General features: G+C 69.9%; 22 protein-coding genes and 1 pseudogene. 15 read left to right on the top strand and 8 right to left on the bottom strand.

From position 1 onward, the window contains the following. Positions 1-106 precede the first annotated feature (106 nt). Both ACIA8K_RS25285 and ACIA8K_RS25280 read left to right on the top strand, forming a co-directional pair. Complete coding sequence (locus tag ACIA8K_RS25285) at positions 107-622, top strand: DUF3152 domain-containing protein (protein WP_396063332.1); 516 nt, start codon at positions 107-109, stop codon at positions 620-622. Between the two features lie 181 nt (positions 623-803). Then, positions 804-1,880: an acyltransferase family protein gene (locus tag ACIA8K_RS25280; RefSeq protein WP_396063330.1), complete on the top strand. Its 1,077-nt coding sequence runs from the start codon at positions 804-806 to the stop codon at positions 1,878-1,880. Between the two features lie 60 nt (positions 1,881-1,940). On the opposite strand, the gene ACIA8K_RS25275 is transcribed toward ACIA8K_RS25280, so the two are convergent. Further along, positions 1,941-2,954 carry a LacI family DNA-binding transcriptional regulator gene (locus ACIA8K_RS25275; RefSeq protein WP_396063328.1) on the bottom strand — a complete coding sequence of 338 codons (1,014 nt, stop codon included), beginning with the start codon at positions 2,952-2,954 and terminating at the stop codon, positions 1,941-1,943. Positions 2,955-3,210: 256 nt separating this feature from the next. Between ACIA8K_RS25275 and ACIA8K_RS25270 the strand changes: the two genes are divergently transcribed. Next, positions 3,211-4,179, top strand: coding sequence for a glycoside hydrolase family 6 protein (locus ACIA8K_RS25270; RefSeq protein ID WP_396063326.1), 969 nt, complete (start codon positions 3,211-3,213; stop codon positions 4,177-4,179). Between the two features lie 34 nt (positions 4,180-4,213). Here the strand turns inward: ACIA8K_RS25270 and ACIA8K_RS25265 are convergent, their stop codons facing one another. The 3 genes from ACIA8K_RS25265 to ACIA8K_RS25255 are packed head-to-tail and all read right to left on the bottom strand — an operon-like array spanning position 4,214 to position 7,274. After that, a complete protein-coding gene (locus tag ACIA8K_RS25265) occupies positions 4,214-5,041 on the bottom strand; it encodes a hypothetical protein (RefSeq protein ID WP_396063324.1) in 828 nt (275 codons plus the stop codon). Then, positions 5,038-6,858, bottom strand: a complete 1,821-nt coding sequence (locus tag ACIA8K_RS25260; protein WP_396063322.1) for a GMC family oxidoreductase — start codon at positions 6,856-6,858, stop codon at positions 5,038-5,040. Before ACIA8K_RS25260 ends, ACIA8K_RS25265 begins: the two co-directional genes overlap by 4 nt. Beyond that, complete coding sequence (locus ACIA8K_RS25255) at positions 6,855-7,274, bottom strand: hypothetical protein (RefSeq protein ID WP_396063320.1); 420 nt, start codon at positions 7,272-7,274, stop codon at positions 6,855-6,857. The genes ACIA8K_RS25260 and ACIA8K_RS25255 overlap by 4 nt, the downstream gene beginning before the upstream one ends. Positions 7,275-7,753: 479 nt before the next feature. Here ACIA8K_RS25255 and ACIA8K_RS25250 point away from each other — a divergent pair, with 479 nt between their 5' ends. From ACIA8K_RS25250 to ACIA8K_RS25225, 6 genes are all read left to right on the top strand, one after another. Next, positions 7,754-8,779, top strand: coding sequence for a glycoside hydrolase family 11 protein (locus tag ACIA8K_RS25250; protein ID WP_396063318.1), 1,026 nt, complete (start codon positions 7,754-7,756; stop codon positions 8,777-8,779). A gap of 113 nt (positions 8,780-8,892) precedes the next feature. Then, positions 8,893-9,867, top strand: coding sequence for an aldo/keto reductase (locus ACIA8K_RS25245; protein ID WP_396063316.1), 975 nt, complete (start codon positions 8,893-8,895; stop codon positions 9,865-9,867). Between the two features lie 9 nt (positions 9,868-9,876). Continuing rightward, on the top strand, positions 9,877-10,464 hold the full coding sequence (locus tag ACIA8K_RS25240; RefSeq protein ID WP_396063314.1) for a TetR/AcrR family transcriptional regulator: 588 nt from the start codon (positions 9,877-9,879) through the stop codon (positions 10,462-10,464). Between the two features lie 67 nt (positions 10,465-10,531). Beyond that, positions 10,532-11,080: a TetR/AcrR family transcriptional regulator gene (locus ACIA8K_RS25235; RefSeq protein ID WP_396063312.1), complete on the top strand. Its 549-nt coding sequence runs from the start codon at positions 10,532-10,534 to the stop codon at positions 11,078-11,080. Continuing rightward, positions 11,061-11,423, top strand: a complete 363-nt coding sequence (locus ACIA8K_RS25230; RefSeq protein ID WP_396063310.1) for a hypothetical protein — start codon at positions 11,061-11,063, stop codon at positions 11,421-11,423. Before ACIA8K_RS25235 ends, ACIA8K_RS25230 begins: the two co-directional genes overlap by 20 nt. A gap of 1,983 nt (positions 11,424-13,406) precedes the next feature. Then, positions 13,407-13,844: an NADAR family protein gene (locus tag ACIA8K_RS25225; RefSeq protein ID WP_396063308.1), complete on the top strand. Its 438-nt coding sequence runs from the start codon at positions 13,407-13,409 to the stop codon at positions 13,842-13,844. A gap of 77 nt (positions 13,845-13,921) precedes the next feature. Here ACIA8K_RS25225 and ACIA8K_RS25220 read toward each other — a convergent pair whose 3' ends face one another. Next, positions 13,922-14,104, bottom strand: coding sequence for a hypothetical protein (locus ACIA8K_RS25220; protein WP_396063306.1), 183 nt, complete (start codon positions 14,102-14,104; stop codon positions 13,922-13,924). Between the two features lie 189 nt (positions 14,105-14,293). Here ACIA8K_RS25220 and ACIA8K_RS25215 point away from each other — a divergent pair, with 189 nt between their 5' ends. The 6 genes from ACIA8K_RS25215 to ACIA8K_RS25190 all read left to right on the top strand — a co-directional run bounded on the left by ACIA8K_RS25215 (position 14,294) and on the right by ACIA8K_RS25190 (position 21,516). Then, positions 14,294-15,484, top strand: a complete 1,191-nt coding sequence (locus ACIA8K_RS25215) for a sensor histidine kinase (protein WP_396063304.1) — start codon at positions 14,294-14,296, stop codon at positions 15,482-15,484. Beyond that, positions 15,481-16,098, top strand: a complete 618-nt coding sequence (locus ACIA8K_RS25210) for a response regulator (protein ID WP_396063302.1) — start codon at positions 15,481-15,483, stop codon at positions 16,096-16,098. Before ACIA8K_RS25215 ends, ACIA8K_RS25210 begins: the two co-directional genes overlap by 4 nt. A gap of 376 nt (positions 16,099-16,474) precedes the next feature. Next, the gene (locus ACIA8K_RS25205; protein ID WP_396063300.1) at positions 16,475-17,365 is read left to right on the top strand and encodes an alpha/beta fold hydrolase; all 891 of its coding nucleotides are present in this window, start codon (positions 16,475-16,477) and stop codon (positions 17,363-17,365) included. A gap of 1,039 nt (positions 17,366-18,404) precedes the next feature. Beyond that, complete coding sequence (locus ACIA8K_RS25200; RefSeq protein ID WP_396063298.1) at positions 18,405-19,304, top strand: TIGR01777 family oxidoreductase; 900 nt, start codon at positions 18,405-18,407, stop codon at positions 19,302-19,304. A gap of 229 nt (positions 19,305-19,533) precedes the next feature. Further along, positions 19,534-20,241 carry a DUF1345 domain-containing protein gene (locus tag ACIA8K_RS25195; RefSeq protein ID WP_396063296.1) on the top strand — a complete coding sequence of 236 codons (708 nt, stop codon included), beginning with the start codon at positions 19,534-19,536 and terminating at the stop codon, positions 20,239-20,241. An 81-nt stretch (positions 20,242-20,322) separates the two neighbouring features. Beyond that, positions 20,323-21,516 (top strand): FAD-dependent monooxygenase, encoded by a 1,194-nt coding sequence (locus tag ACIA8K_RS25190; RefSeq protein WP_396063294.1) that lies wholly within the window; start codon positions 20,323-20,325, stop codon positions 21,514-21,516. 177 nt (positions 21,517-21,693) lie between these two features. Here ACIA8K_RS25190 and ACIA8K_RS25185 read toward each other — a convergent pair whose 3' ends face one another. The 3 genes and pseudogenes from ACIA8K_RS25185 to ACIA8K_RS25175 all read right to left on the bottom strand — a co-directional run bounded on the left by ACIA8K_RS25185 (position 21,694) and on the right by ACIA8K_RS25175 (position 23,695). Next, positions 21,694-22,407 carry an ABC transporter permease gene (locus tag ACIA8K_RS25185; RefSeq protein WP_396063292.1) on the bottom strand — a complete coding sequence of 238 codons (714 nt, stop codon included), beginning with the start codon at positions 22,405-22,407 and terminating at the stop codon, positions 21,694-21,696. Between the two features lie 17 nt (positions 22,408-22,424). Beyond that, positions 22,425-22,766, bottom strand: a pseudogene (locus ACIA8K_RS25180) (ATP-binding cassette domain-containing protein); the annotation flags it as partial. 11 nt (positions 22,767-22,777) lie between these two features. Next, entirely contained in the window at positions 22,778-23,695 is a 918-nt protein-coding gene (locus ACIA8K_RS25175; RefSeq protein WP_396063290.1) for a pentapeptide repeat-containing protein, read from the bottom strand. Positions 23,696-23,705: the final 10 nt, after the last annotated feature.

Genomic DNA, 23,705 nt, shown 5'->3' with positions numbered 1-23,705 from the left:
TGACATGCCTCTGGAGGCGTACCCCGGTGAATTGCCTCTGATCTGGGAATTTGCGTCTGTCGATGTGTTTATCGGAGGCTTACGGCGTCGTCCGTAGGTTCCTGCCATGGTCATGTTTCCGCAGGTGAAGATCGCCGGAGTGCTTGTGCTGTCCATCGTGCTCGCCGCGTGCGCCGGCACGTCGGCAGTGCCGGAATCCGGAGGTGGCGAGTTCGCCGCCGCGGACGGCGCGCCGGAGACGATCGGCGAGGGCGAGCGGCTGATCACCTACCGCGTCGAGGTCGAGACCGGCATCACGTGGGGCGCGACCCCGGAGGTGACCCCCGACTCGTTCGCCACCGAGATCACCGAGATCTGGCGGAACCCGCGAAGCTGGACCGGCGCCGCCGCCCACCCGATCACCGAGCCCGACCACGGCCTGTTCGAGGCGTCGTGGCGCTTCCAGCGGGTGGCCGGCCCGGACCACGACGTCCGGATCCGGCTTGCCACCCCGGACACGGTCGACGCCCGCTCAGGCCGTAAGGGGGAGTCGGCCGTGCCGATCGGTATGGTGCGCGCGGCCGATCGGGCCGCCGCCGGTGCCGATCAATTGAATTGCGCCGGTCCGCAATCCGACAACTAATTCCTGCGGGTGATAAATGCCGTTAAACAATGGGAGAGATGCAATTCCGCTGAGGCCATAATGCTGATCGTCCATCACGGACCCAGTGCCGAGAATTGTTCGGAAGCGGGTCCGTGAAGCGCATGATCGGTGGAGGTGCCAGGTGTCGGAGGCCGCACGCGGAACGAGCCGGTTTCGGGAATTGGACCTGTTGAGACTGGTGGCCGCCCTCGCGGTAGTGGTCTTCCATTACACCTTCTCCGGCCCGGAGAACGGATACATAAATGTGGAATTCCCGGAGATCAAGGACATCACACGGTACGGATATCTCGGCGTCGACCTGTTCTTTTTGATCAGCGGCCTCGTCGTCCTGATGTCGGCCTGGGATCGGGACGTCCGGGGATTTCTCGTCTCCCGGGCCACCCGGCTCTACCCGGCGTTCTGGGTGGCGTGCTGCCTGACCGCGGCGGTCGTCGCGGTTGCCGGGGCGCCGCACTTTCGGGCGACGCCAGGGCAGTTTCTCGCGAATCTCACGATGCTGCATCCGGCGCTCGACGTGGCGAGCATCGACGTCGTCTACTGGACGCTCTGGTCGGAGGTCCGCTTCTACCTCGTCGTCGTCCTCCTCATCGTGGTCGGCATGACCCGGCGGCGGGTTCTGACGGCGCTGTGGATCTGGCTCGGCCTGACCCTGGTCCTCGAGGCGGGTCTGCTGCCCGGGAGGGTCGCCGGCGTGGCCGATCTGGCGCTGCAGACGCACTACTCGCACTATTTCATCGCGGGCATGGCGATGTTCCTGATCGGCCGCTTCGGGCCGTCCCCGTCGCTGATCGCGCTCATCGGCCTGTGCTGGGCGAACGCGCTCTATCGCGGCGCGCTGTTCGCAGGTGAGGTCGGCGCCCGCTACCACGAGACGATCTCACCGATCCCGGCGTTGATCGTCATCCACCTCTGTCTCACCGTGCTGCTGCTTGTCGTCACCCGCCGTACCGAGCGTCTCGGCCGTTCCTGGTTCACCACGGCCGGCACGATCACCTACCCCCTCTACCTGATGCACCACACGATCGGGATGATCGTCATCACGCGTCTGGACGGCTCGGTCGGCCGCTACCCGCTGGTTCTAGGCGTCACCGCGGTCATGGTCCTCGCCGCCGTCCTCCTGCATCGCACCGTCGAGAGGCCGCTCGGCGCCTCCATGTCCCGCGCGCTCCGCAGGCCGCCGGTCCCGGCCCAGCGCCGCGCCGCGGACGGTCCGGCGGTCAGCCGGGTCAGAGGCTGAGACCGCGTCCGCGCGATCCTGCCGATGGGTCAGGCGGACCGGCTCGCACCAGCCTGGTGGTCAGGCGGACTCGCGCAGCACCAGCCGGGTGGGCAGGATGACCGGGACCCGCTCCTGCCCGTCGATCAGGCCGAGGAGCATGCGGGTCATCTCGCTGCCCAGGGCCTGGATGGGCTGGTGCACTGTGGTCAGCGGCGGGGCGGTGCGTTCGGCGATGCCGAGGTCGTCGAAGCCCACCACTGCCACCTCGGTGGGTACGGCCCGGCCCGCCTCGCTCAGCGCACGCAGGGCGCCGGCGGCCATGTTGTCGCTTGCCGCGAAGACGCCGTCCAGGTCCGGGTGGCGGGCGAGCAGGGTTCTCATCGCCGCGGCGCCGCCGGCCTCGGTGAAGTCGCCGCCGGCCGTGCCGTGCGGGGTCAGCCCGGCCATGATCAGGGCTTCCCGGTAGCCGCGGTGGCGGGCGTCGCCGACCTCGGTGTCGCTCTCCCCGGTGATGGTGACTATCCGGGTACGGCCGAGGCCGATGAGGTGCTCGGTGGCCAGCCGCGCCCCGCCGAGGTTGTCCGCGTCGACGTACCAGCGTGGTGTGAAGTGAAGTGGACGGCCGCCGTAGACGGCGGGCAGGCCGGCCTGGCGCGCGATGCGGGTCAGCGGGTCGTCGCCGCGCAGGGCCATCAGCATGATGCCGTCCACCCCGCGTGTGCGCAGCAGGTGTGTCAGCCGGGCCCGGCCCCGGCCGGCGCTGGCCAGGCAGAGCAGCAGGTGCAGTTCGGTCTCCTCGAGCGCCGCTGACACGCCCACGATGACCTGCGCGAAGAACGGATCGGCGAACAGTTGCGGATCGTCGTGGGAGACGGCCAGGGCGACGATCCCGGTCCTGCGGGTGGCCAGGGCGCGCGCGGTGCGGTTGGGGAGGTAGCCCAGCTCCTTGACGGCCCGTTCGACGGCGTCGCGGGTGGCGCGGCTGACGTGTGGCGCGCCGTTGACCGCCCGGGACGCGGCGGCCCGTGACACGCCGGCCCGCGCGGCGACCTCGTCGAGGGTGGGTTGCCGCCGGGGCTTCCCTGTCGCCATTTCGATGCCGCGTCCTTCCGGTCCGCCGTCGGCAGTGCCGGCTGGAGGGCCCATCATATCGATCACCGGCGACGCGTGGCAGGTGCGGCCGACGGCTGGAAGCGGTTCCGGACGTGCCGGTGCCGCGTGCCGGTGGCGGAGTCGCGTATCGCCGGGTTGCCGCTGCACACTCCCGCGTCGTACATTGACGTTCATGACTGGAAGCGCTTCCAGTTCAACCCGCGGTCCACGATCACCGACGTTGGGAGACCCGCCCATGACACGACCTACCTACCGCCGGATGCTTGCCGCCGCGCTCGCGGTGACAGTCCCCGCAGTCCTGTTCGGCGCGCCCGCCGCGCACGCCGACCCGATCAGCCAGACCAGCGGCTTCTACGTCAATCCGAACTCGAGTCCCGCGTCCTGGGCGGCCGCCAACCCCAATGACGGGCGCGCCGCCGCGATCCGCAGCCAGATCGCGCAGAAGCCGATGGCAAGCTGGTTCGGCAACTGGAGCGGCGACATCGGGAGCGCGGTCGGCGGCTACGTCGGTGCTGCGGACGCGGCCGACAAGCTGCCCCTGCTGGTGGCCTACAACATCCCCGGCCGGGACGCGTGCGGCGGCCACTCCGGCGGTGGTGCGGGGAGCGTCGGTGCGTACGACGCGTGGATCTCCTCCTTCGCCTCCGCGATCGGCAACCGGCCCGCCATCGTGGTCCTGGAGCCGGACTCGCTCGGTGACTTCAGCTGCATGAGCCAGTCGCAGATCAACGACCGGACGGGCATGCTCTCCCGGGCCGCCGCCCAGTTCCGGTCCAAGGCGCCGAACACCTGGGCGTACCTGGACGCCGGCAACCCCGGCTGGATCGCCGCCCAGACGATGGCGCAGCGCCTGAACACGGCCGGCATCGGCAACGCGCACGGCTTCGCGCTCAACGTGTCCAATTACTTCACCACCGGCGAGAACAGCAACTACGGCAACCAGGTCGCGGCGACCCTGCGCAACTACGGCCACAACAAGCCGTTCGTGATCGACACCAGCCGGAACGGCAACGGCGCGAACGGCCAGTGGTGCAACCCGGCCGGTCGCCGGATCGGCACCCCCACCCAGATGGGCGGCGGCGCCGAGATGCTGCTGTGGCTCAAGACGCCGGGCGAGTCCGACGGTAACTGCGGTGTCGGCGGCGGCTCCAGCGCCGGTCAGTTCCTGCCCGAGGTGGCCTACAAGATGATCTACGGCTACTGAGGGAGGCGGTGCGGGGCGCGGTCCGGGCGCGCCCCTATCCGGCGTGCGGCAGGTAGTACGGGCGGTTGTGTGCCGCGATCGGCGCCGACTGGAAGGTCCACGCCCCGGCGGCGGACGCGTCACCGAGCAGCGCCGTCAGGTCGGCGCCGGCCGGGGACGACGGGTCCGTGACGTGCACCGAGACTCGGTCCGCGGTCGCGGCGTCAAGCAGGTGCAGCCGGTACGGCTGATACACGTTCATCGGCCCGGCCAGCAGCCGGCCGTCCTCCGTGGTGCCGTATCCGGTGACCGGCGCGCTGTGCACCGGCACGGCGGTCAGCCCGTCGAGCCGCGCGGTGAGGGAGAGGAGCTCGGCGCCGTCCTCGGTGAGGCACCGTACGTCCCACGTCTGGGTGTCGGGCCCGTTCGGTGACGGCATCGACACCGAGAACCGGGCGGCGTACTTCGGTTCCGCGAACAGTTTCGTGCCGGCCTCGATGGCGATCGGGTTGTCGCACAACACATGCAGGCGCCCGATGCCGAGCAGCTTCGAGGAGTCGGTGCCGGCGGCGTAGTCGGCATAGGACAGTGCGGCCACCCGGTGCGCCTGGCCGCGCGGCACGGTGATGACGCTGACCTCGATCTCCTGGGTGATGCCGCCGCCGTTGGCGTACTGCGCGAAGTAGAGCTGGAAGTTCGTCGACACGCACGCCCGGCTGTCGAACTCGGCGACCTCCAGACCCGGATGGCGACGGGCCACCAGGTCGCGGGCGGGTCCGGGATCGACCAGGTGATCGATGCCGACCTGGTGCAGCGCGCCGTAGTGGAACGGCAGCAGGAAGGGGGCGGCGACGGGCGGCAGGGGCAGCGGCGGGACGGTCATCGGTCGGCAGACTCCTCGGTCGAGGCGGAGACGGTTATCTGGTGCAGAGCGCGCAGTTCGCGGTCCATGTGGGCGGCGCTGCGCAGGGCGAGCGCCGCCATGGTCAGTGACGGGTTCGAGGTGCCGAGCGACGGCATGCTCCCGCACCCGACCAGGTAGAGGTTCGGATGGTCCCAGCTCTGCTGCCACTGGTTGACCACGGAGTCGTGCGCGGACGTGCCCATGAGGTGAGTGCCGCCGCCATGCCCGGCCCCGCGGTAGCCGAGCGCCCGGCCGTCGTACTCGACATAGCCCGGCATGCCCGCCTCCGGCCGGAACACTGTGTGGTCCTCCGCGCCGAGCAGCGCGAAGATCTGGTCGGAGACCTGTTTCGCCGCCACCATGCCGCGTTTGACGTGGTCGGACAGCGAATAGGTGAGCATCGGCCGCGGGTTGCCGAGCGCGTCCCGCAGCCGGGCGTCGACGGTGACCCGGTTCGCCGGATCGGCCTCCTGCTCGATCTCGAACTGCAGCGCGAACTGGCGGCCCACCCGGTCCCGCAGCCCTTCGCGCAGCGCCGGGCCGTAGACGCCCCGGTCCAGGAACGCGGCGGTGTCCGCGTCGGGCGGGCCGAGCGCCCACACCCAGCCCCAGTTGCCGATCTCGATGCGGAACGGGGCGCGGACCCGCCGGCCCGGCCCGAACCGGAACGTCTCGATGCCCGCTGTGGAGCCCGGGCCGCGGTACGGCCCGCACGGCACCGGCGTGAGCCCGTGGGTGAGCAGCGCCGGGTGGTCCATCAGGTTGCGGCCGACCTGGTCGCTGCGGTTCGCCAGCCCGGAGCTCAGCAGCAGCTTCGCGTTCTCGATGGCGTGCGCGGCCAGCACCACCAGGTCCGCGGTGACCGTCTCGGCGGTGTGCCGGCCGGCGTTGTCGTCCACGTAGGACTGGAAGCCGACCTCGGTGACCCGGCCGTCCGGTCCCGCGGTGAGCCGGTTGACCACCGCGCGGGTCCGCAGCGTGACCGTCGACGGCCACCGCGCCTGCGTCTTCAGCGGCGTGTACTTCGCGTTCTCCGGGCAGATCGGCACGCAGCTGGCATAGCCGACGCACCGGTGACCGTCTGCCTGGAACCCCTTCCCGCCGTCGTACCGCGGATTCGGTGGCGCATTGCGTGCCTGGGGCGTGCCGACCACCCGCAGCTCGGCCGTCCCGGGCAGGTACGGGTCGTGGACCCGGCGGCCGTCCACCGCCTCCGCCACCATCTCGTCGAGGAAGCTGCGCGGCATGCCGTGCATCGGGAACTGGTAGTCCGGCGGGAACGGCAGCCCGACGCCCTCCCGCTGCTCGTCGACGTCCGCGGCCACCCCGATCTCCCCCTCGGCGGCGCGGTACCAGGGCTCCAGGTCCGCGTACCCGATCGGCCAGTTGCGCCCCGGCCCGAGATCGCCGGCGCGGAAGTCCTCCGGGTGCATCCGCGGTGCCAGACCGGTCCAGGCGTTCCCGCTGCCACCGTTGACCCGCAGATACGGGCTGGAGTACGGCTGCGCGCCACGCTGGATGAGGTAGCCACCGGCAGTGAAGCCGTCCGGGCCGCCGGCCAGATCGAGCACGTCAGGTGAGGGCGCCGCCTCGGTGGTGCGGTACGGCGAGGTAGGCGTCTTCGCCACCGCCGTGCGGAAGGCCCGCAGCGCGTCCTGGTGGTCCTGCCAGGTGTCCGGCCCGCCGGTGCCGGCCTCAAGCACGAGGATCTGCCAGCCCTGCTCACCGAGCGCCTTGGCCAGTAACGACCCGGCGAAGCCACCGCCGACGACGATCACGTCGTAGCGCGGGGTCACGCCGCGGTTCCGCGCGGTGGGCGTGCCCAGCTGCCGAAGCCGGGCGCCACAGTGCCCGGGGGTGCGCCGTGGAAGGTCTTCCACACCAGACCTTCGGCGTACGCCCTGGGTGAGACCACGTACGGCCCGCCGGTGGCGGCGCGCCCCGGCCAGACGCCGACGTACCACAGGTAGGTCAGCGCGTGTGCGCACTCTTTCGCCTCCGGATCGGCGAGGGCCGCCGGATCGGGTGCGCCGGCGATGGTCCGGAGCAGGCCGGCGACGCGTTCCTCGCCCAGCTCGGTTGCCAGGACGGCGAGGTAGTGCGTGGTCAGGCCGGTGGCCTGGAGCTCGGTGACCGAGAAGCCGGTCAGTGCCGCAGAAACGCTGACAAAGTCGTCTAAGACGCCTTTTTCTCGTGCAGAACGTGTCGACACGCCTCAATGCTACGCAATCAAGACGTCATCGAACAAGCGCTCCGGGCGCCGAGGTGTGAACGTGAGGTAGGCCGCCCGGGTTCGGCCACTGTGGCCGATCACACCGCCGCGCGGAGCGGGGCGGTCGGTAGTTCGCCTCCGAAAGTTTCGGTCTGCCCGAGTGCGACGGTGACGGAGCGACGGTCGGCCGTGGAGCCTTGAACCGTTCCTCGGCCAGGACTAATTTCGGCGTGTCCACAGGCGATATTTCCGGAGAGTTGCCGGAATGTGTTGCGGAGGTCTCGCCTCTCCTCTTACGATTCCATCGACATTGATGCATGTTTGTCGATGTCGCCCATCGCGACCCGCGCCGTCCGGTCGAGGGGGAGGGGCCTGCCGCGACACGCCCGCGGCCCGGTCCCGGCACGCCGCCGTCGACCGCCGCGTGGTTCGTACCGCGCTGCTGGCTTCCGCCAGCCGACAGCAGGAGGAAGCACCACATGACCGACACGTCACCGTGGCCGCGCAGTAGCCGCGGCCGCATCCGGATGCTGCTCGCCGCCGCCTGTGCCGCGGTGGTTGCCGCCGCCGGGCTCATCCTGGCCGGTCCCGCCCATGCCGAGGCGGACCGGACCCTCACCTCAAACACCACAGGCACGCACAACGGCTACTTCTTCTCGTTCTGGAAGGACAGCGGCAACGCGAGCATGACCTTGCGTGCCGACGGCCGGTACTCCAGCAGCTGGGACCGCAGCACCAACAACTGGGTCGGCGGCAAGGGCTGGGCCACCGGCAGCCGCCGGACCGTCTCCTACTCGGGCACCTACAACCCCGGGAACAACAACACCTACCTCGCCCTGTACGGATGGACGCGGAACCCGCTCATCGAGTACTACGTGGTGGAGAACTTCGGCAGCTACAACCCGAGCAATGGCGCGACCCGGTTCGGCACCGTCACCACGGACGGCGGCACGTACGACATCCTCCGCAGCCAGCGGGTCAACCAGCCCTGCATCGACGGTGACCGTTGCACGTTCTACCAGTTCTGGAGCGTTCGCCAGCAGAAGCGCAGCAGCGGCACGATCACCACGGCTAACCACTTCGACGCCTGGGCCCGTGCCGGCCTGACCCTCGGCACCAACCACAGCTACCAGATCATGGCCACCGAGGGCTACCAGAGCAGCGGCAGCTCCGACATCACCGTCCGGGAAGGCAGTGGCGGCAGCCCCACCACGGGTCCGACCACTGGCAACCCCGGCACCGGCAACTGCACCGCGACGCTGTCGGCCGGCGAGCAGTTCGGCGACCGGTTCAACCTCAACGTCGCCGTCAGCAACGCCAGCAACTGGACCGTCACGCTCAACCTCAACGGCGGCCAGAGCATTCAGAACAGCTGGAACGCCGCGGTGTCCGGCACGACCGGAAGCGTCACCGCCCGCCCCAACGGCAACGGCAACAACTTCGGCGTGACCATCATGGCCAACGGCAACTGGACCTGGCCCACCATCACCTGTCAGACCAGCTGACCCGGGGGAGGCCGGCCGGGAGGGCCACGTGGTCCTCCCGGCCGGCCGGCACCAACTGCAGCACAAGTTACAAAATTTGTAATCTGTAACCCGACGGCGTACGGTTTCGGCGCATGGAGAAGAGACAACTCGGCAGTGACGGTCCGCGCGTACCCGCGATCGGCCTTGGCATGGGATCGATGTCCGATGCTCCGGGTGTCGACGACAGCCGGAGCATCGACACCATCCGCGCCGCGATCGACGCCGGCATCACGCTGCTCGACACGGCCGACTTCTACGGCAACGGCCACAATGAGGAACTGCTCCGGCGGGCCCTCCGGCCCGCCGACCGTGGCCGCGTCACGATCAGCGACAAGTTCGGTGCCCTCCGCGACCCGCGTGGTCACTTCGTCGGCCTCGACGCGCGGCCGGCCTACGTGCGGAGCGCGCTCGCCTACTCACTGCAACGCATCGGCACCGACTATATCGACGTCTACCGGCCATGCCGCCTCGACCCGGACGTTCCGATCGAGGACACGGTCGGCGCGATCGCGGAGATGATCGAAAAGGGTTGGGTGCGGCATGTCGGCCTCTCCGAGGTCGGGGCGGAGACCATCCGCCGGGCGCACGCGGTCCACCCGATCGCGGACGTGCAGATCGAATACTCACTGCTCAACCGCGGTGCTGAGCGCTCAATCCTGAGCACCTGCCGCGAGTTGGGAATCGGCGTCACCGCCTACGGCGTGCTCAACCACGGCCTGCTCACCGGCGCGTCCGCAGGCGGCGGCCAGATCGCCCACCTGCCGCAGCTCAACGGCGACAACCTGGCCGCGAACCTCTCCCTTGTCGAGCGCCTGCGCCCGCTCGCGGACGCGCGCGGTGTGACGATTCCGCAACTCGCGATCGCGTGGGTGCTGGCTCAGGGGGACTCCATCGTGCCGCTTGTCGGCGCGAGCCGCCCGTCCCGGATCGCCGCCACCATCGAGGCGGCCTCGATCACGCTCTCCGCGGACGACCTCGCCGAGATCGAGAAGGCGGTCCCAAGCGGCGCGGTATCCGGCACCCGCTACGCCGCGCCGCTGATGGCGTTGCTCGACAGCGAGCGTTAGGGTCTGGCGGTGAGGGCCGCCCTGGACGCTGAGGCGATCATGATCGCCACCGAGGACGTGCTGCGCAAACACGGACCGGCGAAGGCGACAGTTGTCGATGTGGCCAGGGTGCTCGGCGTCAGTCACGCGGCCGTCTACCGGCACTTCCCGTCGAAGGCGGCGCTCCGTGAGGCGGTCGCGCGACGCTGGCTGAACCGCAACCTCGGCGACCTGGCCGGCGTCGCGTCCTCCCCGGCCCGGCCGGCGCCGGAGCGGCTCCGGACCTGGATCACGCTGCTCTTCCACCGCAAGCGCGAGGGCGCGGTCACCGAGCCGGACCTGTTCGCCACGGTCGGCGTGCTCGCCAAGGAGAACAGTATCGTCATCACCGAACACATCGAGACGCTGTACCGGCAGCTGGAGACGATCATCGAAGACGGCATCGTCGCCGGCGACTTCGCATTCCCCGGCGGGGCCCCCGCGGCGGCCCGCGCCGTCTTCGACGCCACCCAGGCCTTCCACGCCCCCCAGTATGCCGCCCAATGGCCTCTCCCCGATCGCGACGCCGCGCTCACCGCGCTCTGCGTGCTCATCCTCAACGGCCTGCGCCCCGCATAGGGTTCTGTTTCGCATTTAGGAACGATTGTTCTTGACTGATCGTTCCTGAAGCGGTTACGGTTCTCGCATGGGCCGACCGAGAGCATTTGACGAAGCCGAGGTGGTCGCCGCCGCGGTGAGCCTCTTCGCGGACCGGGCCTACGACGGCATCTCCGTCGACGACCTGGTGGCGCACCTCGGCGTACACCGCAACAGCCTCTACAAGGTCTTCGGCAGCAAACGCGGCCTCTACCTCGCCGCCCTCCGCCACCACCTCACCCACCAGGTCCGCCCGCTGCTGGCGGCCGTCCGTGACGCCCCCGATCCGGCACAGGCGCTGACGGCCATGCTCGCGTCCGACGACGACAACCTGAACCTCCTGCTGCTCGCCGCCCTCGAACGCGCCCCGGTCGACCCCGAGGTCGCCGGCGAGGTCACCGAGACGCTGCGCGAGTTCGACACCACAATCGACGCCGCCCTGCGCGGCGACGGCACCCCGTCCGCGCTGGCCCCGACGATCACCGCCACCCTTCTCGGCCTGCGCCTGCGCGCCCGTACCAGCACCGACCACGCAGATGCCACAGCCCTGCTCGACCTCATCCACAAAGGAGCCAGCCATGGCACAGATCCGCGTTGACGGCGACACCCTGGTCGTCCAGATCGAAGGACTCGACAAGCTCTGGAGCTTCAAGAGCCGCCTGGAGATCCCGCTCGGCAACGTCCGCGGCGCCACCGCCGACCCCGGCGCGATCACGGAACCGAAAGGCATCCGCACCTCCGGCACCCACGTCCCCGGCGTCATCACCGCCGGCACCTTCCGCGTCGACGGCGAACGCATCTTCTGGGACGTCCGCGACCCACGCAACGCCGTCGTCATCGAACTCCGCGACGAGCGCTACGCCCGCCTCATCACCGAGGTCCCCGACCCCCGCGCCACCGTCACCCTGATCGAACAGGCCCTCACTCGCCCCGCCCCCTGACCGCCATTACCGGCGAAGCCCCAATCCCTCATCCCGCTCCCGCACTGGTCCAGCCCGCACGCCCCCGCCTCCGTCCCCCATGCCGGGCAACCCTCGACGACGGCCTGACCAGACCCAAAGTCCGCCCGAAATATCAAGATAAATACCCCGCCACGGTACGCTGCCGCCGCCCTCAATCGGCAATAGCCGATAGATCAACGGTCAGGTGCGGCATGTGCACGTCATTCGCGCCGAATAGCGTGCACATGCCGCACCTGACGCCCTCCACGCCGCCTTTCACCCCTATCCCCTCCACGCCGCCCTGCCTTTGACCTTGGTGTTGCGTGCGAAGCACACAAAGGTGACCGCCTGGCTGCCCCGTCTGCCATCGACCCGCCCTTCGGGGAGCAGATCATCGGCAGGGCCGCCACCAACGAACAGATACCAACACCACCAAGCGCGACCAGAAACACGCGCCCACCCACGAGACCGCAGCCCGGCGAACCCAGCGTGACCAGCGGACTCGTGAGACCCGATCAAGCCGCCGCCATCACCACTCAGCCTGGCGGCCCTGCCGATGATCTGCTCGGCTCTGCCCGGGTCGATGGCAGACGGGGCAGACAGGCCACACGAAACCCGACCACCGACAAGGCTCTACCAGCGAAGCTGACCTGCGCTTCCGGTTGCCCCGGAGCCGGAGCGCTCCCCCCGGAGGGCCGCCGGAGGCAAAGAACCGCAGCCGAACCACCCAGCACAACCAATAGACAGAGAATGCCGGATGGGGCCTGGGTGGTCGCGCGGGCCGGCCCTGAGGTAGTGGGAGTGCCGGTTGGTCTCGGCCTGGGTGGTTGCGCGGGCCGGCACCGAGGTAGCGGGAGTGCCGGTTGGCTTCGGCCTGGGTGGTTGCGCGGGCCGGCACCGAGGTAGCGGGAGCGCCGGTTGACCTCGGTCCGGGTGGTCGCAAGAGCCGGCACCGAAGCCGGGAGCTTGCCGAAGCACCAGTCGATCTTGGCTCTCGTGTGTCGCCGCGCCAGGGCTTGCGGCAGTTCGGGCGCTCCGCGCCGAGATGGGTTCGTTGTGCGGGATTTCGTGTCCATCTGGCGGGATGCAAGATCCTTGCGGCTCTGGTGGCCCTTATCGCGCCCGGATAAGGGCCACCAGAGCCGCAAGGATCTTGATGTGGGCCTTGCTGATCTTTCGGCGTCAGGATGAACGCGCAAGGCAGCATCTATATGACGAAATAACGGGCGCGCAGCGCTCGAACGTCGACACTGACCGCGGACCTCCATGAGGCGGGTCGTGAGTGTGGTCTGTGTCCTGACATCTTCGGATCCGTTGTGGCTCCGCGTTGCCCGGCCCTGACGCCTGCCGCAGTGCCGCGACCGACCCGCACACCTGCGAAACTCGCGGCCTCGGTGCCGGTCCTTGCGCCCGCTCAGGCCGCAGCCGCTTCGACTGGCAGCCAGTTCGACCCGTAGTCGCTGGGACGATGACCGTGCTGCTCTCGCGCTCCGCAAGCGCGACGACCAGCCGAAACGACTCACTACGCCCCCGCCCTTTCGATCGAAGGGCCCAGCCAGCCGGACGCGAATGAGCAACAGAGTCGCTCCCGCGGGCAAACCCGCGCACGTCGCTCCGCATTGCGCTTCGCACGTCGCTCCGCACCTGGCTCCGCACGTCGCTCCGCACCTGGCTCCGCACCTCGCTCCGCACGTCGCCCCGCATCGCGCTTCGCACGTCGCCCCGCACGTCGCTCCGCATCGCGCCCCGCACGTCGCTCCGCATCGCGCCCCGCACGTCGCTCCGGAGCCGGTTCCGCCGGGCGAAGGGCGAAACCCCCGCTGTGGTTTTCCCGGCCACGGCGGGACCGGTGCCCGCGGGAGCGTGCGGGCCGGACCACCGCGTGAGCGGGACAATGAATGTCGGTTTTGTATTCTGCGGAACTCGGTTGCCGGGCCGCGCCGGTGCGTGTCACGGTGCAGGACCCACGATGCCGAGGCCCAGGTGACGATCTACTTTTACGGTGCGGACGAGGTGCCGTACGGCTGCTTCTCGAACTTCTCCCGGCACGGTTTCGATCTGGACGGCCTGTGGTGGCCGACGTCCGAGCACTATTTTCAGGCCCGCAAGTTCGCCGATGCCCGGCACGCCGACCTGATCCGCCGTGCCGGGACGCCGCTGCGTGCGGCGGAGCTGGGCCGTGATCGGGCCCGCCCGCTGCGCCGTGACTGGGATCGTGTCAAGGATGACGTGATGCGGCGGGCGGTGGCGGCCAAGTTTGGTGCCCACGCCGATATCCGCGCGATCCTGCTGTCGACAGGCACGGAGGAGATCGTCGAGGACACCACCACCGATCGCTACTGGGGCCGCGGCCGTGACGGCACCGGCCGGAACATGCTCGGCCGGATCCTGATGCGCACCCGCGCCCGCCTGGACGCATAGCGGATCACTGTGGACGTGCCGGCCGGGGTGCGGGCCCGCACCCCGGCTCCGGAGGAGTTCCTGAGGCGACCGCCGAATCAGCGCGATTCGGCGGTGGCGTGCTGGCGCCGCGCGCGGATGATGCCGATGACGACGAACGCGACGACGAGGAGCGTCACGACCACCTGGGCGACTCCGTGCAGCGCGAGTGCGGGAAGGACCGCGCCGGCGAAGACGATGACCCAGAATACGGGGCTTTTGGCGGTGATGATGTCGGGCATGCCGGCTCCTTCTCGGTTTACCTCCGGCCTGCGGCGCGGCGGTCGGTCGATCTGTTGATCACTGTAGAAATCGGGGCCGGGCCGGCGTCAGGGTCACGAGTCAGCGCTCTGACATGACAACTGTCATCGGGAGGGTGCTGACCGGTTATCGTGGCCCGCGTAGCGCAGTGATCGGGGAGAGGGCGTCGGATGTTCCGTGCGAGCCGGCCGGCGGCGTCCGGTGAGATCGTGGCCGTCGTGGGGGTGTGGCTGCTCATTCTGCTGATCCTCTTCATCGGCCTCGGGCAGACGTTCGCGCAGCGCGGGCTGGGGTACGTGACGCCGCCGGTCGAGGTGTTGTGTTACCTGCTGTGTTTCGTGATCGCCGGGTGCTACCTGCGGTTCGAGATGCTTGTCGGCAGGGACCTGCGGGTCCAGGTGCTCGTGTGGGTCCAGGTGGTGGCTTCGCTCCTGGTACTCGGCCTGGGCTCCGTCTGGATAATGCTGCCGCTGCCGCTTGCCTCGACGCTGCTCGTCGCCACCGGCCGACGGGGGGTGGCGGCCGTGGCGCTGCTCGGCGTGGCCGACACGGTCGTGCTGCTCCCGAAGGCGGCCGGCACCCCCGCCGTCCTGATTTTCGCCATGTTCGCGACGGTGATCGTCGGCAGCTTCGGCCTCTACGCCATGACCCGGCTGCGTGTCGTGCTCCACGAACTGCGCCGGACCCGGGAGGAGATGGCCCGCGCCCGGGTGGACGAGGAGCGCCTGCGGATCTCCCGTGAGCTGCACGATCTGCTCGGCCGCACGCTCGTCGCGGTCTCGCTTCGCAACGAGGCCGCGCTGCGGCTGCTCGACTCCGACGTGGAACGCTGCCGTGCCCAGCTTCTCGCCCTTCAGTCGCTTGTCATCGACGGTCAGGCGCGGCTCCGGGCGCTTACCAGCGGGCCGGCGCTGATCAGCCTCGGCGACGAGCTGGCCAGCGCCCGTGAGCTGTTCGAACTGCTCGACGTGCGGGCGGAGATCGACGCGGTAGTGGTCGAGGACCATGTCGTCGATCAGCTGCTTGCCGCGGTCGTGCGGGAGGCGGTGACGAATACGCTGAAGCACGGGCGGCCCGGCTGGTGCCGGATCGGCGTGCGGCGGGAGTCCGCGGCCGTCGTCGTCACAGTCGTCAACGACGGCGTCGTCGAGTCGGCGGGCGACGGCGCCCACACCGGGCTCGACGACCTCCGGGCGCGGGTGGCGGCGATGGGCGGGGCGCTCACGGCCGAGGCGATACCCGGCGGGCAGTTCCGTGTCATCGTGCGGGTTCCGTGCACCGCTGCGGATCCGCAGGTCTCACCCGCCGAGGATCCGGACAGCGCCCGGACGCCGGCCGGCCGGGAGGTGGTCGGCTCATGAGCGGGCAACAGCTCCGGCTGCTCATCGCCGAGGATGTGGAGCTGGTCGCCGAGGCGTTCGAGGCGCTGCTCAGCACCGAGCCCGCGTTCCTGGTCGTGGCCCGGGTCGGCCGCGGCGACCAGGTGCTGCCGGCGGTCGAGAAGCACCGGCCCGACGTGGCGCTGCTCGACGTGGACATGCCCGGCGCCACCGGGATCGAGGCGGCCCGGCTGGTGACCGAGGCCCGTCCCGAGTGCAAGGTCATCCTGCTGACCGCGCTGCCGGGCAGCGGGCACGTACACCGGGCGCTGACGGCAGGCGCCTCCGGATATCTCGTCAAGGCGACGACCGGGGCGCGGCTCATCGACGCGATCAAGACGGTCGCGGCCGGGACGATCGTCATCGACCCTCAGCTCGCCGCGGACGCCCTGCGCAGCGGCCCCAACGCGCTCTCCGAACGCGAGCAGCAGATCCTTCGTCTCGTGGACCGGGGACTGACCACCCGGGCGATCGCGGCCGAGCTGTTCCTCTCGCACGGCACGGTCCGCAACTACCTGTCCACTGTCATGACGAAGCTCGACGCCCGCTCCCGGGTCGAGGCGGTCCGCGCCGCACACCACCGCGGCTGGCTCTGACACCGCCGCACTTCGACAGTCACCTCGCACGACCGGATCGGATTCGGCGGAAACACCACGATCCAGTTCCTTTTCCCGCTTCCGCGGTGGTGCGGCCCGCATGCTCCCGCGGGCAAACCTCGCTGCGGGCAAAGACTCCGCTGGCGCTCCGCTTTCCCCTTCGCCTCGGAGCCGGTCCCGCCGTGCCAGGACCACACCCCGCGCGCGCTCTATGCTGCGCGGATGTCGCCGGATCGGTGGTCCGTGGGCCGGTCCCGGGTGCCGTACAGGGACAGATATGCATCAGTCGGCGTCTACCTCATTATCCCATGGTCGCCATTCTGACCGGCCAGGGGTTGTGGCATTCGCCGTCTCGACTTGTCGCTACGGTCCCGGCGTGAGTACCTGTGATGAGACGTTCGTCAGGTCCGGCCGGCTGCGGCTGTGGACGGAGCGATTCGGTGACCCCGCCGCCCCCGCCGTCCTTCTGATCATGGGTACCTCGACCCAGGGCATCGCCTGGCCCGACGACCTGCTTGACGCGCTCGCCGACAGCGGCCGCCAGGTCATCCGCTTCGACAACCGCGACACCGGCCGCTCCGACTGCGTCGACTTCACGGCCGAGCCCTACGCCCTCGCCGACCTGGCGGCGGACGCGACAGCGGTCCTCGACGGCCACGGTATCGCCGCCGCGCACATCGTCGGCATCTCACTCGGCGCGACGATCGGGCAGTGGCTGGCGGTGCACCGGGCATCGCGGGTGCTGACGCTTACCGCGATGTCCGCCTCACCGATGGGCAACCAGCCGGGCCCGGCCTGGGCCCGCGCGTTCGCCGGTCAGCCGGCCCTGGACGGCGAACTCCCACCGCCCACCGCCTCGTTCGTGCGCCACGTGCTCTCCTCGGCGGGGGCGCCGGGTGCTGACACCGACGTGCAGACCTGGCGGGTCCTCAACGGCGACGTCCTGCCGTTCGACGAACCCGCCGCCCGGACGTTTGTCGCACGCAGCCACGCCCGGGCCGGCAACCTCGCCGCCGCACTGAACCACGATCTCGCCGGCCGCCGCTTCGACGACGACCGCCGTGCTCCACTGTCCACGATCACCGCCCCGGCGCTTGTCGTGCACGGCAGCGCGGATCCGCTGTTCCCGCCGGCCCACGGCGAGGCGCTCGCGGCCCAGATCCCGGGCGCGCGGCTGGAGGTGCTCCCCGGCATGGGCCACCACCCGTTCTTCGCACCCGGCCTCACCGGTCGCATCGCCGACCTGATCATCCACCACACGGCCTGACCGGAGACGCGCATGGGCTCCGGGCCGGTCTACGGCTCGCCGGGCGTCGCACCGGGTCTTCCCGGCCCCGCGCGGAACGTGCAGGGAGGAGCGCCAGCGGCGACACCGGGTCCGACGATGTCGGTACAGAGCCCACGCTCACGACCCGCCTCATGGAGTTCCGCGGTAGCGGCCAGGTTCGAGCGCAGCGCACCCGACATTTCGTCATATAGATGCCGCCTCGCGCGTTCATCCTGACGCCGGAAGATCAGCAAGGCCCCCGTCAAGATCCTTGCGGCTCTGGTGGCCCTTATCGCGCTCGGATAAGGGCCACCAGAGCCGCAAGGATCTTGCATCCCGCCAGATGGACGCGAGATCCCGCACAACGAAACCCATCTCGGCGCGGAGCGCCCGACCTGCCGTTGCCCTGGCGCGGCGACACGCGAGAGCCAAGATCGACTTACCCTTCGGCAAGCTCTCGGCTTCGGTGCCAGTCCTTGCAACCACCCAAGCCAAGATCAACCGACCCTCCCGGCCACATCGCTCCCTCGGCGCAGGCCCTTGCGACCACCCAGACCGCAACCGCCCTGACCGCAGCCGTCCTGACCGCGACCGCCATGACCGCGACCGCCCAGACCGCAACCGCCCTGACCGGCCGCTTACTGACCTCCGCGGTCAGGGTGAGCGCGCCTCAGAGGCTTCTATATAACGAAATTTCGGGCGCGGAGTGCTCAACCCGCACCCCGACCACGAAACCCCAGTAGACGATAGCCGCGCTGCCCCCGCGTGCCGCGAGGCCGCAGACCAGCCGGAACAAACCGCCACACTCCCGGCCTCGATGCCAGCCTTCGATCGCCGGGCCCAGACCGCCGCACGCGAATGAGCAACAGAGCCGGGAGCATCCGGGCCGCGACCACCCACCGAGCGGGAACCAAGATCTTGATCTGGGGTACCGCCCACGTCGCCCACAGCCCGAGCCGGTCGACAGACGCCGCCGCCACTTGAGCGATCGCTTAAGATCGGCTACCGTTTGAGCAGACGCTCAAAAGGGGAGGCAGTCGTGAAGGTGGTACTGGCCGGTGGCTCGGGAGCGCTTGGACGCAGGATCGCGGCCTCGTTCGCCGGGGACGGCGCCGAGGTGGTCGTGCTGACCCGGACCGCCCGGCCCGGCTCGCCCTACCGCCAGGTCCAGTGGGACGGCGTGAGGGTGGGATCGTGGGCGGGCGAGCTGGCCGGCGCCGTGCTTGTCAACCTGGCCGGCGAACTGGTCGACCGCCGGCCCACCGCGGCAAACATCGCGCTGCTCACCCGCTCCCGGGTCGAGCCGACGCTGGCGCTGAAGCACGCCGCGGCCACGCTTGACACGCCACCGGCCGTCTGGGTGCAGGCCAGCACGCTGGCGATCTACGGCGACGGCGGCGACACCGTGCTCACCGAGGCGTCGCCGCCTGCGGACGGCCCGGCGCAGATGGCCGGGGTCGCCCGTGCGTGGGAGGAGGCCGCGGCGGGCGCACCGGCGGACCGGCAGGTGGTGCTGCGCACCGGCGTCGTCCTGGACCGGGACACGCCCGCGCTCGACCGGCTGGCCGGCCTGACCCGCTGGGGCCTGGGCGGGCGGATCGGCGCCGGGCGGCAGTGGATCAGCTGGCTGCACATCGACGACCTGCTCACGATCGTGCGCCGCGCCGCCGACGACCCCGCGATGTCCGGCGTATTGCACGCCACCAGCCCGTCACCGGTCCGCAACGCCGACCTGATGGCCGCACTCCGGCGAGTGCTGCGCCGGCCCCCGTCGCCACCGACGCCGGAAGCGCTGGTCCGGATCGGCGCGGTCCTGCTGCGCACCGATCCGGCGCTCGCGTTGACCGGGCGGCGCGCGGTACCGGCGCGACTGTCGGGCGCCGGGTTCGAGTTCGCCCACCCGGAGCTGGTTCCGGCGCTCCGGGACCTGCTGCGCTGAGAGCTCACCAGCTGGCGGTGAATCCAAGCGCGGCCAGGCGTCTCGGCAGGACCACATCGAATCACCGCGACCACGGCCCGGTGACGTGTTGATCACGATGAGTATCGCCGTGGCGGCCGCTCTGAACTGCTGATTTGCCGCGGCTGGTCGCCTCCGATACGTTCCGTCGCGCTCTCGCCGGTGAGATACGTCGCTGAGCAGCACTTTCGCCTCCGACGATCGGAAGACCATGCTCCAGGACCAGCTCGCGCCGGCCGGCACACCTGTGACCACGCCACAGCCACTCCACCGCGCCCCGTGGCCGAGCAGGGTGCTCGACGTGCTGCTCCTGCTGGCGACGGCCGCGTCCGTGACCTCAGTGATGTGGGGCGGCACCACAGGCACCGAGGTCGGGCTGGAAACCAGGCTCTTCCTGCTGACCTCGATGGTCTGGATCGTCCTCGGCCTGATCTACACCGCCGTCCGGATCCGCCGCATCCGCCTCGCCCGCCGCGGCGACACCCGCTGGTCCAGCTCGCTCGCCGGACGACGCACCATCTACCTGATCACGCTCGGCACCGCGCTCATCGTGCTCGGCAGCGCCGGCAACGTCATCGTGTTCAAGGGCGGCACGGACCAGAACGCGTACACCGTCCGCGTCATCGGCATCACCATGGTGCTTGTCGCCTGGACCATCCTCCAGCTCGCCTACGCCGAACGCTACGCCCGCATGGAACTGCTCAACACCGGCCCCGCCCACCTCGACTTCCCCGCCACCCCGGTGCCGTCACTGCTGGAGTACGCGTACTTCGCCTTCACTGTCGGCACCACGTTCGGGACGTCGGACGTGAGCGTGCAGACCAGCCGCATGCGGGGCGTCGTGCTGTGCCACGGCCTGCTCGCCTTCGTCTACAACACGGCCGCCCTCGGACTGGTCCTGAGCCTCATCTCCGGCTGACCGCCGCGCCCGAGTCGCAATGCCGGCGTGCGACGGCCCGTACCGGCATCATTGTCTCGAATCGAGACGGCAGGGGGCGTTGTGAGCGATATCAGGGTGCTGGTGACGGGGGCGAGCATCGCGGGGCCGGCGCTGGCCCACTGGCTGCGCCGGCGAGGGGCCGCGGTGACGGTGGTGGAGCGCGCTCCCGAGCTGCGCCGCGGTGGGCAGGCGGTGGACGCCCGCGGGGTGGCCCGGGAGGTCATCCGGCGCATGGGGCTGGACGCCGCGGTACGCGCTGCCCGCACCGACACCGCCGGCGCGCACACGGTCGACGTGGACGGCACCGTGCTGGAGACGTTCCGCGCGGACGACGACGGCGGCGACGGGTACATCTCCGAGATCGAGATCCTGCGCGGGGACCTGTCCCAGGTGCTCTACGACGACACCCGGGACGGTGTCGAGTACGTGTTCGGCGACCGGATCGCCGCGCTCGGCCAGGACGCGGACGGGGTCGACGTCACCTTCGCGAGCGGCGGCCGGCGGCGCTTCGACCTGGTGGTCGGCGCGGACGGCCTGCACTCGGCGCTGCGCACCGCGGTCTTCGGGCCGCACGAGCGGTTCATCCGCCACCTCGGCCTGGTGCTGGCGTTCTACAGCGTGCCCAACGAGTTCGGGCTGGACCGCTGGGTGATCGACTACCAGGACCCGGCGTCCGGGCGCTCCGCCGGCCTCCGGCCCCTCCCGGACGCCACCCGGGCGATGGCGATGCTCTCCTTTCCCGCGCCCGACTTCGACATCGACTACCGCGACGTCGCGGCCCAGAAGGAGCTGCTCCGGGCGCGGATGGCCGACTTCGGCTGGTCGACCCCGCGCATCCTCGCGCACCTCGACGACACCCCGGACTTCTACCTCGACCAGGTCGCCCAGGTGGTGATGGACCGCTGGTCCGACGGGCGGGTGGCGCTGCTCGGGGATGCCGCGTTCAGCCCGTCGCCGTTCTCCGGCGGGGGCACCGGGCTGGCCCTGATCGGGGCCTACCTGCTGGCCGGAGAGCTGGCCGCCGCCGGCTGGGACCCGCAGGCCGGTTACGCCGGATACGAGCGGCTGATGCGTCCGATCGTCGAGGCCAATCAGGAGATCGGCCGGCTGCACGTGCAGAGCCGCGCGGTCCGGCCACCGGACGCCGAACCCGCGCCGGAGCCCGACATGGAGGCACTCATGGCGGTCGTCGATCGCGCGCTCAACGGCGTCGACCTGCCCGACTACGCGGAGATTCCGGACTCCACACGCTGAGGCGCCGCCCGGACGGGCGCTGACGCGGGGCTCGCGGGTCTTCGGTGACCAGCGGCGGGACCGGCTCCGACGGTGGGCGGAAGCGGAGCGCCAGCGGAGTCTTCCGCCCACCGGAGGTTGGCCCGCGGGAGCATGCGGGCCGCACCACCGCGGAAGCGGGAACAGCATGTGACGCTTTTAAGAGATCTTTCGGCGGTACGCGGCCATCGCGCCCACGTAGGCGATGAGCAGGACGGCTGCGCACCAGGCCAGCGCGGTCCAGATCCCGGTGCCGACCGGCTGGCGGTCCAGGAGGGCGCGGAGGGCGTCGACGATCGCGGTGACCGGCTGGTGGTCGGCGAAGGCGCGAACCGGGCCGGGCATGGTGGCGGTGGGGACGAAGGCGGAGCTGATGAAGGGCAGGAAGATCAGGGGGTACGCGAACGCGGTGGCGCCGTCGGTCGAGTTGGCGAGCAGGCCGGCGATGACGGCGACCCAGGTCAGGGCGAGCGTGAAGAGCGCCAGGATGCCGATGACGGCGAGCCAGGCGAGCGGGCCGGCCGAGGTGCGGAAGCCGATGGCGAGGCCGGCGAGGACGATGATCAGGGCGGAGAGCGCGTTGGAGACCAGTGAGGTCAGCACGTGGCCCCAGAGGACGCTTGACCGGGCGATCGGCATGGAGTGGAAGCGTTCGAAGATGCCGCTCTGCAGGTCGTTGAAGAGCCGGTACGACGTGTAGGTGATGCCGCTGGCGATCGCGATGAGCAGGATGCCGGGCATCAGGTAGTTGACGTAGTTGCCGGTGCCGGTCTGGATGGCGCCGCCGAAGACGTAGCGGAACAGCAGCATGAACATGATCGGCGTGAGGGTGACAGTGATGATGGTGTCGAGGCTGCGGGTGATGTGCCGCATGGAGCGGCCGAGCATCACAGTCGTGTCGCGACCCGGCGCGGGTCGGGCACCCGCCGCAGCCGGCCGAGCATGACCAGGTTTTCCCGGCCGGTGAGGATGTCGTCGACGGCGGCGAACTGGCCGGTCAGGCTGATCGACTCGCGTACCTTCGCCGGCTGGGATGTCACGTCGAAGCCGCCGACGCTTACCGTGCCCGCGTCCGGCTTGAGGAGTGTGCTGAGGATCCGGATGATCGTGGTCTTGCCGGCGCCGTTCGACCCGAGCAGTGCGAAGACGCTCCCGCCGGCCACTGTGAAGTCAACACCTTTGAGAACATCCTGCTTCTGGTACGCCTTGCGCAGTCCCGCTACCTGGATCATGTGGGTGTCCCCTACTCGACGATCACTGTGGGCAGGTCCGCGCCCTGGCCCTTGAGCCCGGCGTAGGTGAGCTTGTCCATCCGCGCGCCGCCGAAGTCGACAGTGCGCATGGCGGTGCGGTATTTCCGGCTCCAGGAATGGAACGAGACGTCGCGCAGGATCGCACCCCGGAATGACAGGCCGTTAAGCGCGGCCCGGTCGAATCGCACCGAGGTGAACGCGGCGCCGGCGAAATTCAGCCCACGCAGGTCGGAGTAGGAGAAGTCCACGCCGGTGAAGGCGCAGTTCTCGAAGACCGTCTTGCGCAGATCTGTGGTACGCATCTTCACGTCGGTAAGCGCGATCTCGGCGAATCGCGTATCCGCCAGCCCGGACTTGCTGAAGTCGGTGCGCACCAGGATCGCGCCGCGGAAGCTGGACCGGGCCAGCTCCATGACCGTCATTGTCGCATCGGTCAGATTCGCCTCGTCGAAGGTCGTGTCGGAGGCGTCGCTGGTCCGGAACGACGCGCCGGTCAGATCGGCGCGGGTGAAGGTGGAGCCACTCAGATCGCTTGAGGTAAATTTCCCGCCCGGCGCCGACGCACCTGCGAAATTGCTGTTCCGCAGGTCGCTCGCGCTGAACGTCCCGTTCGGCACGGACGTGCCGGAGAAGTCGCCGTTGCGCAGGTCGCTGGCGCTGAACCTGGTCACCAGCTTGCGTTGCAGCGAGTGGGAGAGGTTGGAGACCTCCTGCACGGTCTGCTCGATGTCGCCGATGCTGTCGACGGTCAGGTCGAACGCGGTCGCGTCGTCCTTTCCCTCGGCCTTGAGATCGCGGTACCGCTCGTGCAGGTCCGCGAGGAGATCCGCCTTCAGCTCGGTAATGCTCTTCGCACCCTCGTAGGGTTTGAAGACCCCGTCCACATAGTCATCGAGCCTGTCACTCACCGGTGTGTCC

It is taken from the genome of Catenuloplanes sp. NPDC051500 (assembly GCF_044454585.1).
Classification (GTDB): Bacteria; Actinomycetota; Actinomycetes; order Mycobacteriales; family Micromonosporaceae; genus Catenuloplanes.
Note: the sequence above shows the minus strand (reverse complement) of the source record. Positions and strands in the feature narration are given on the sequence as shown.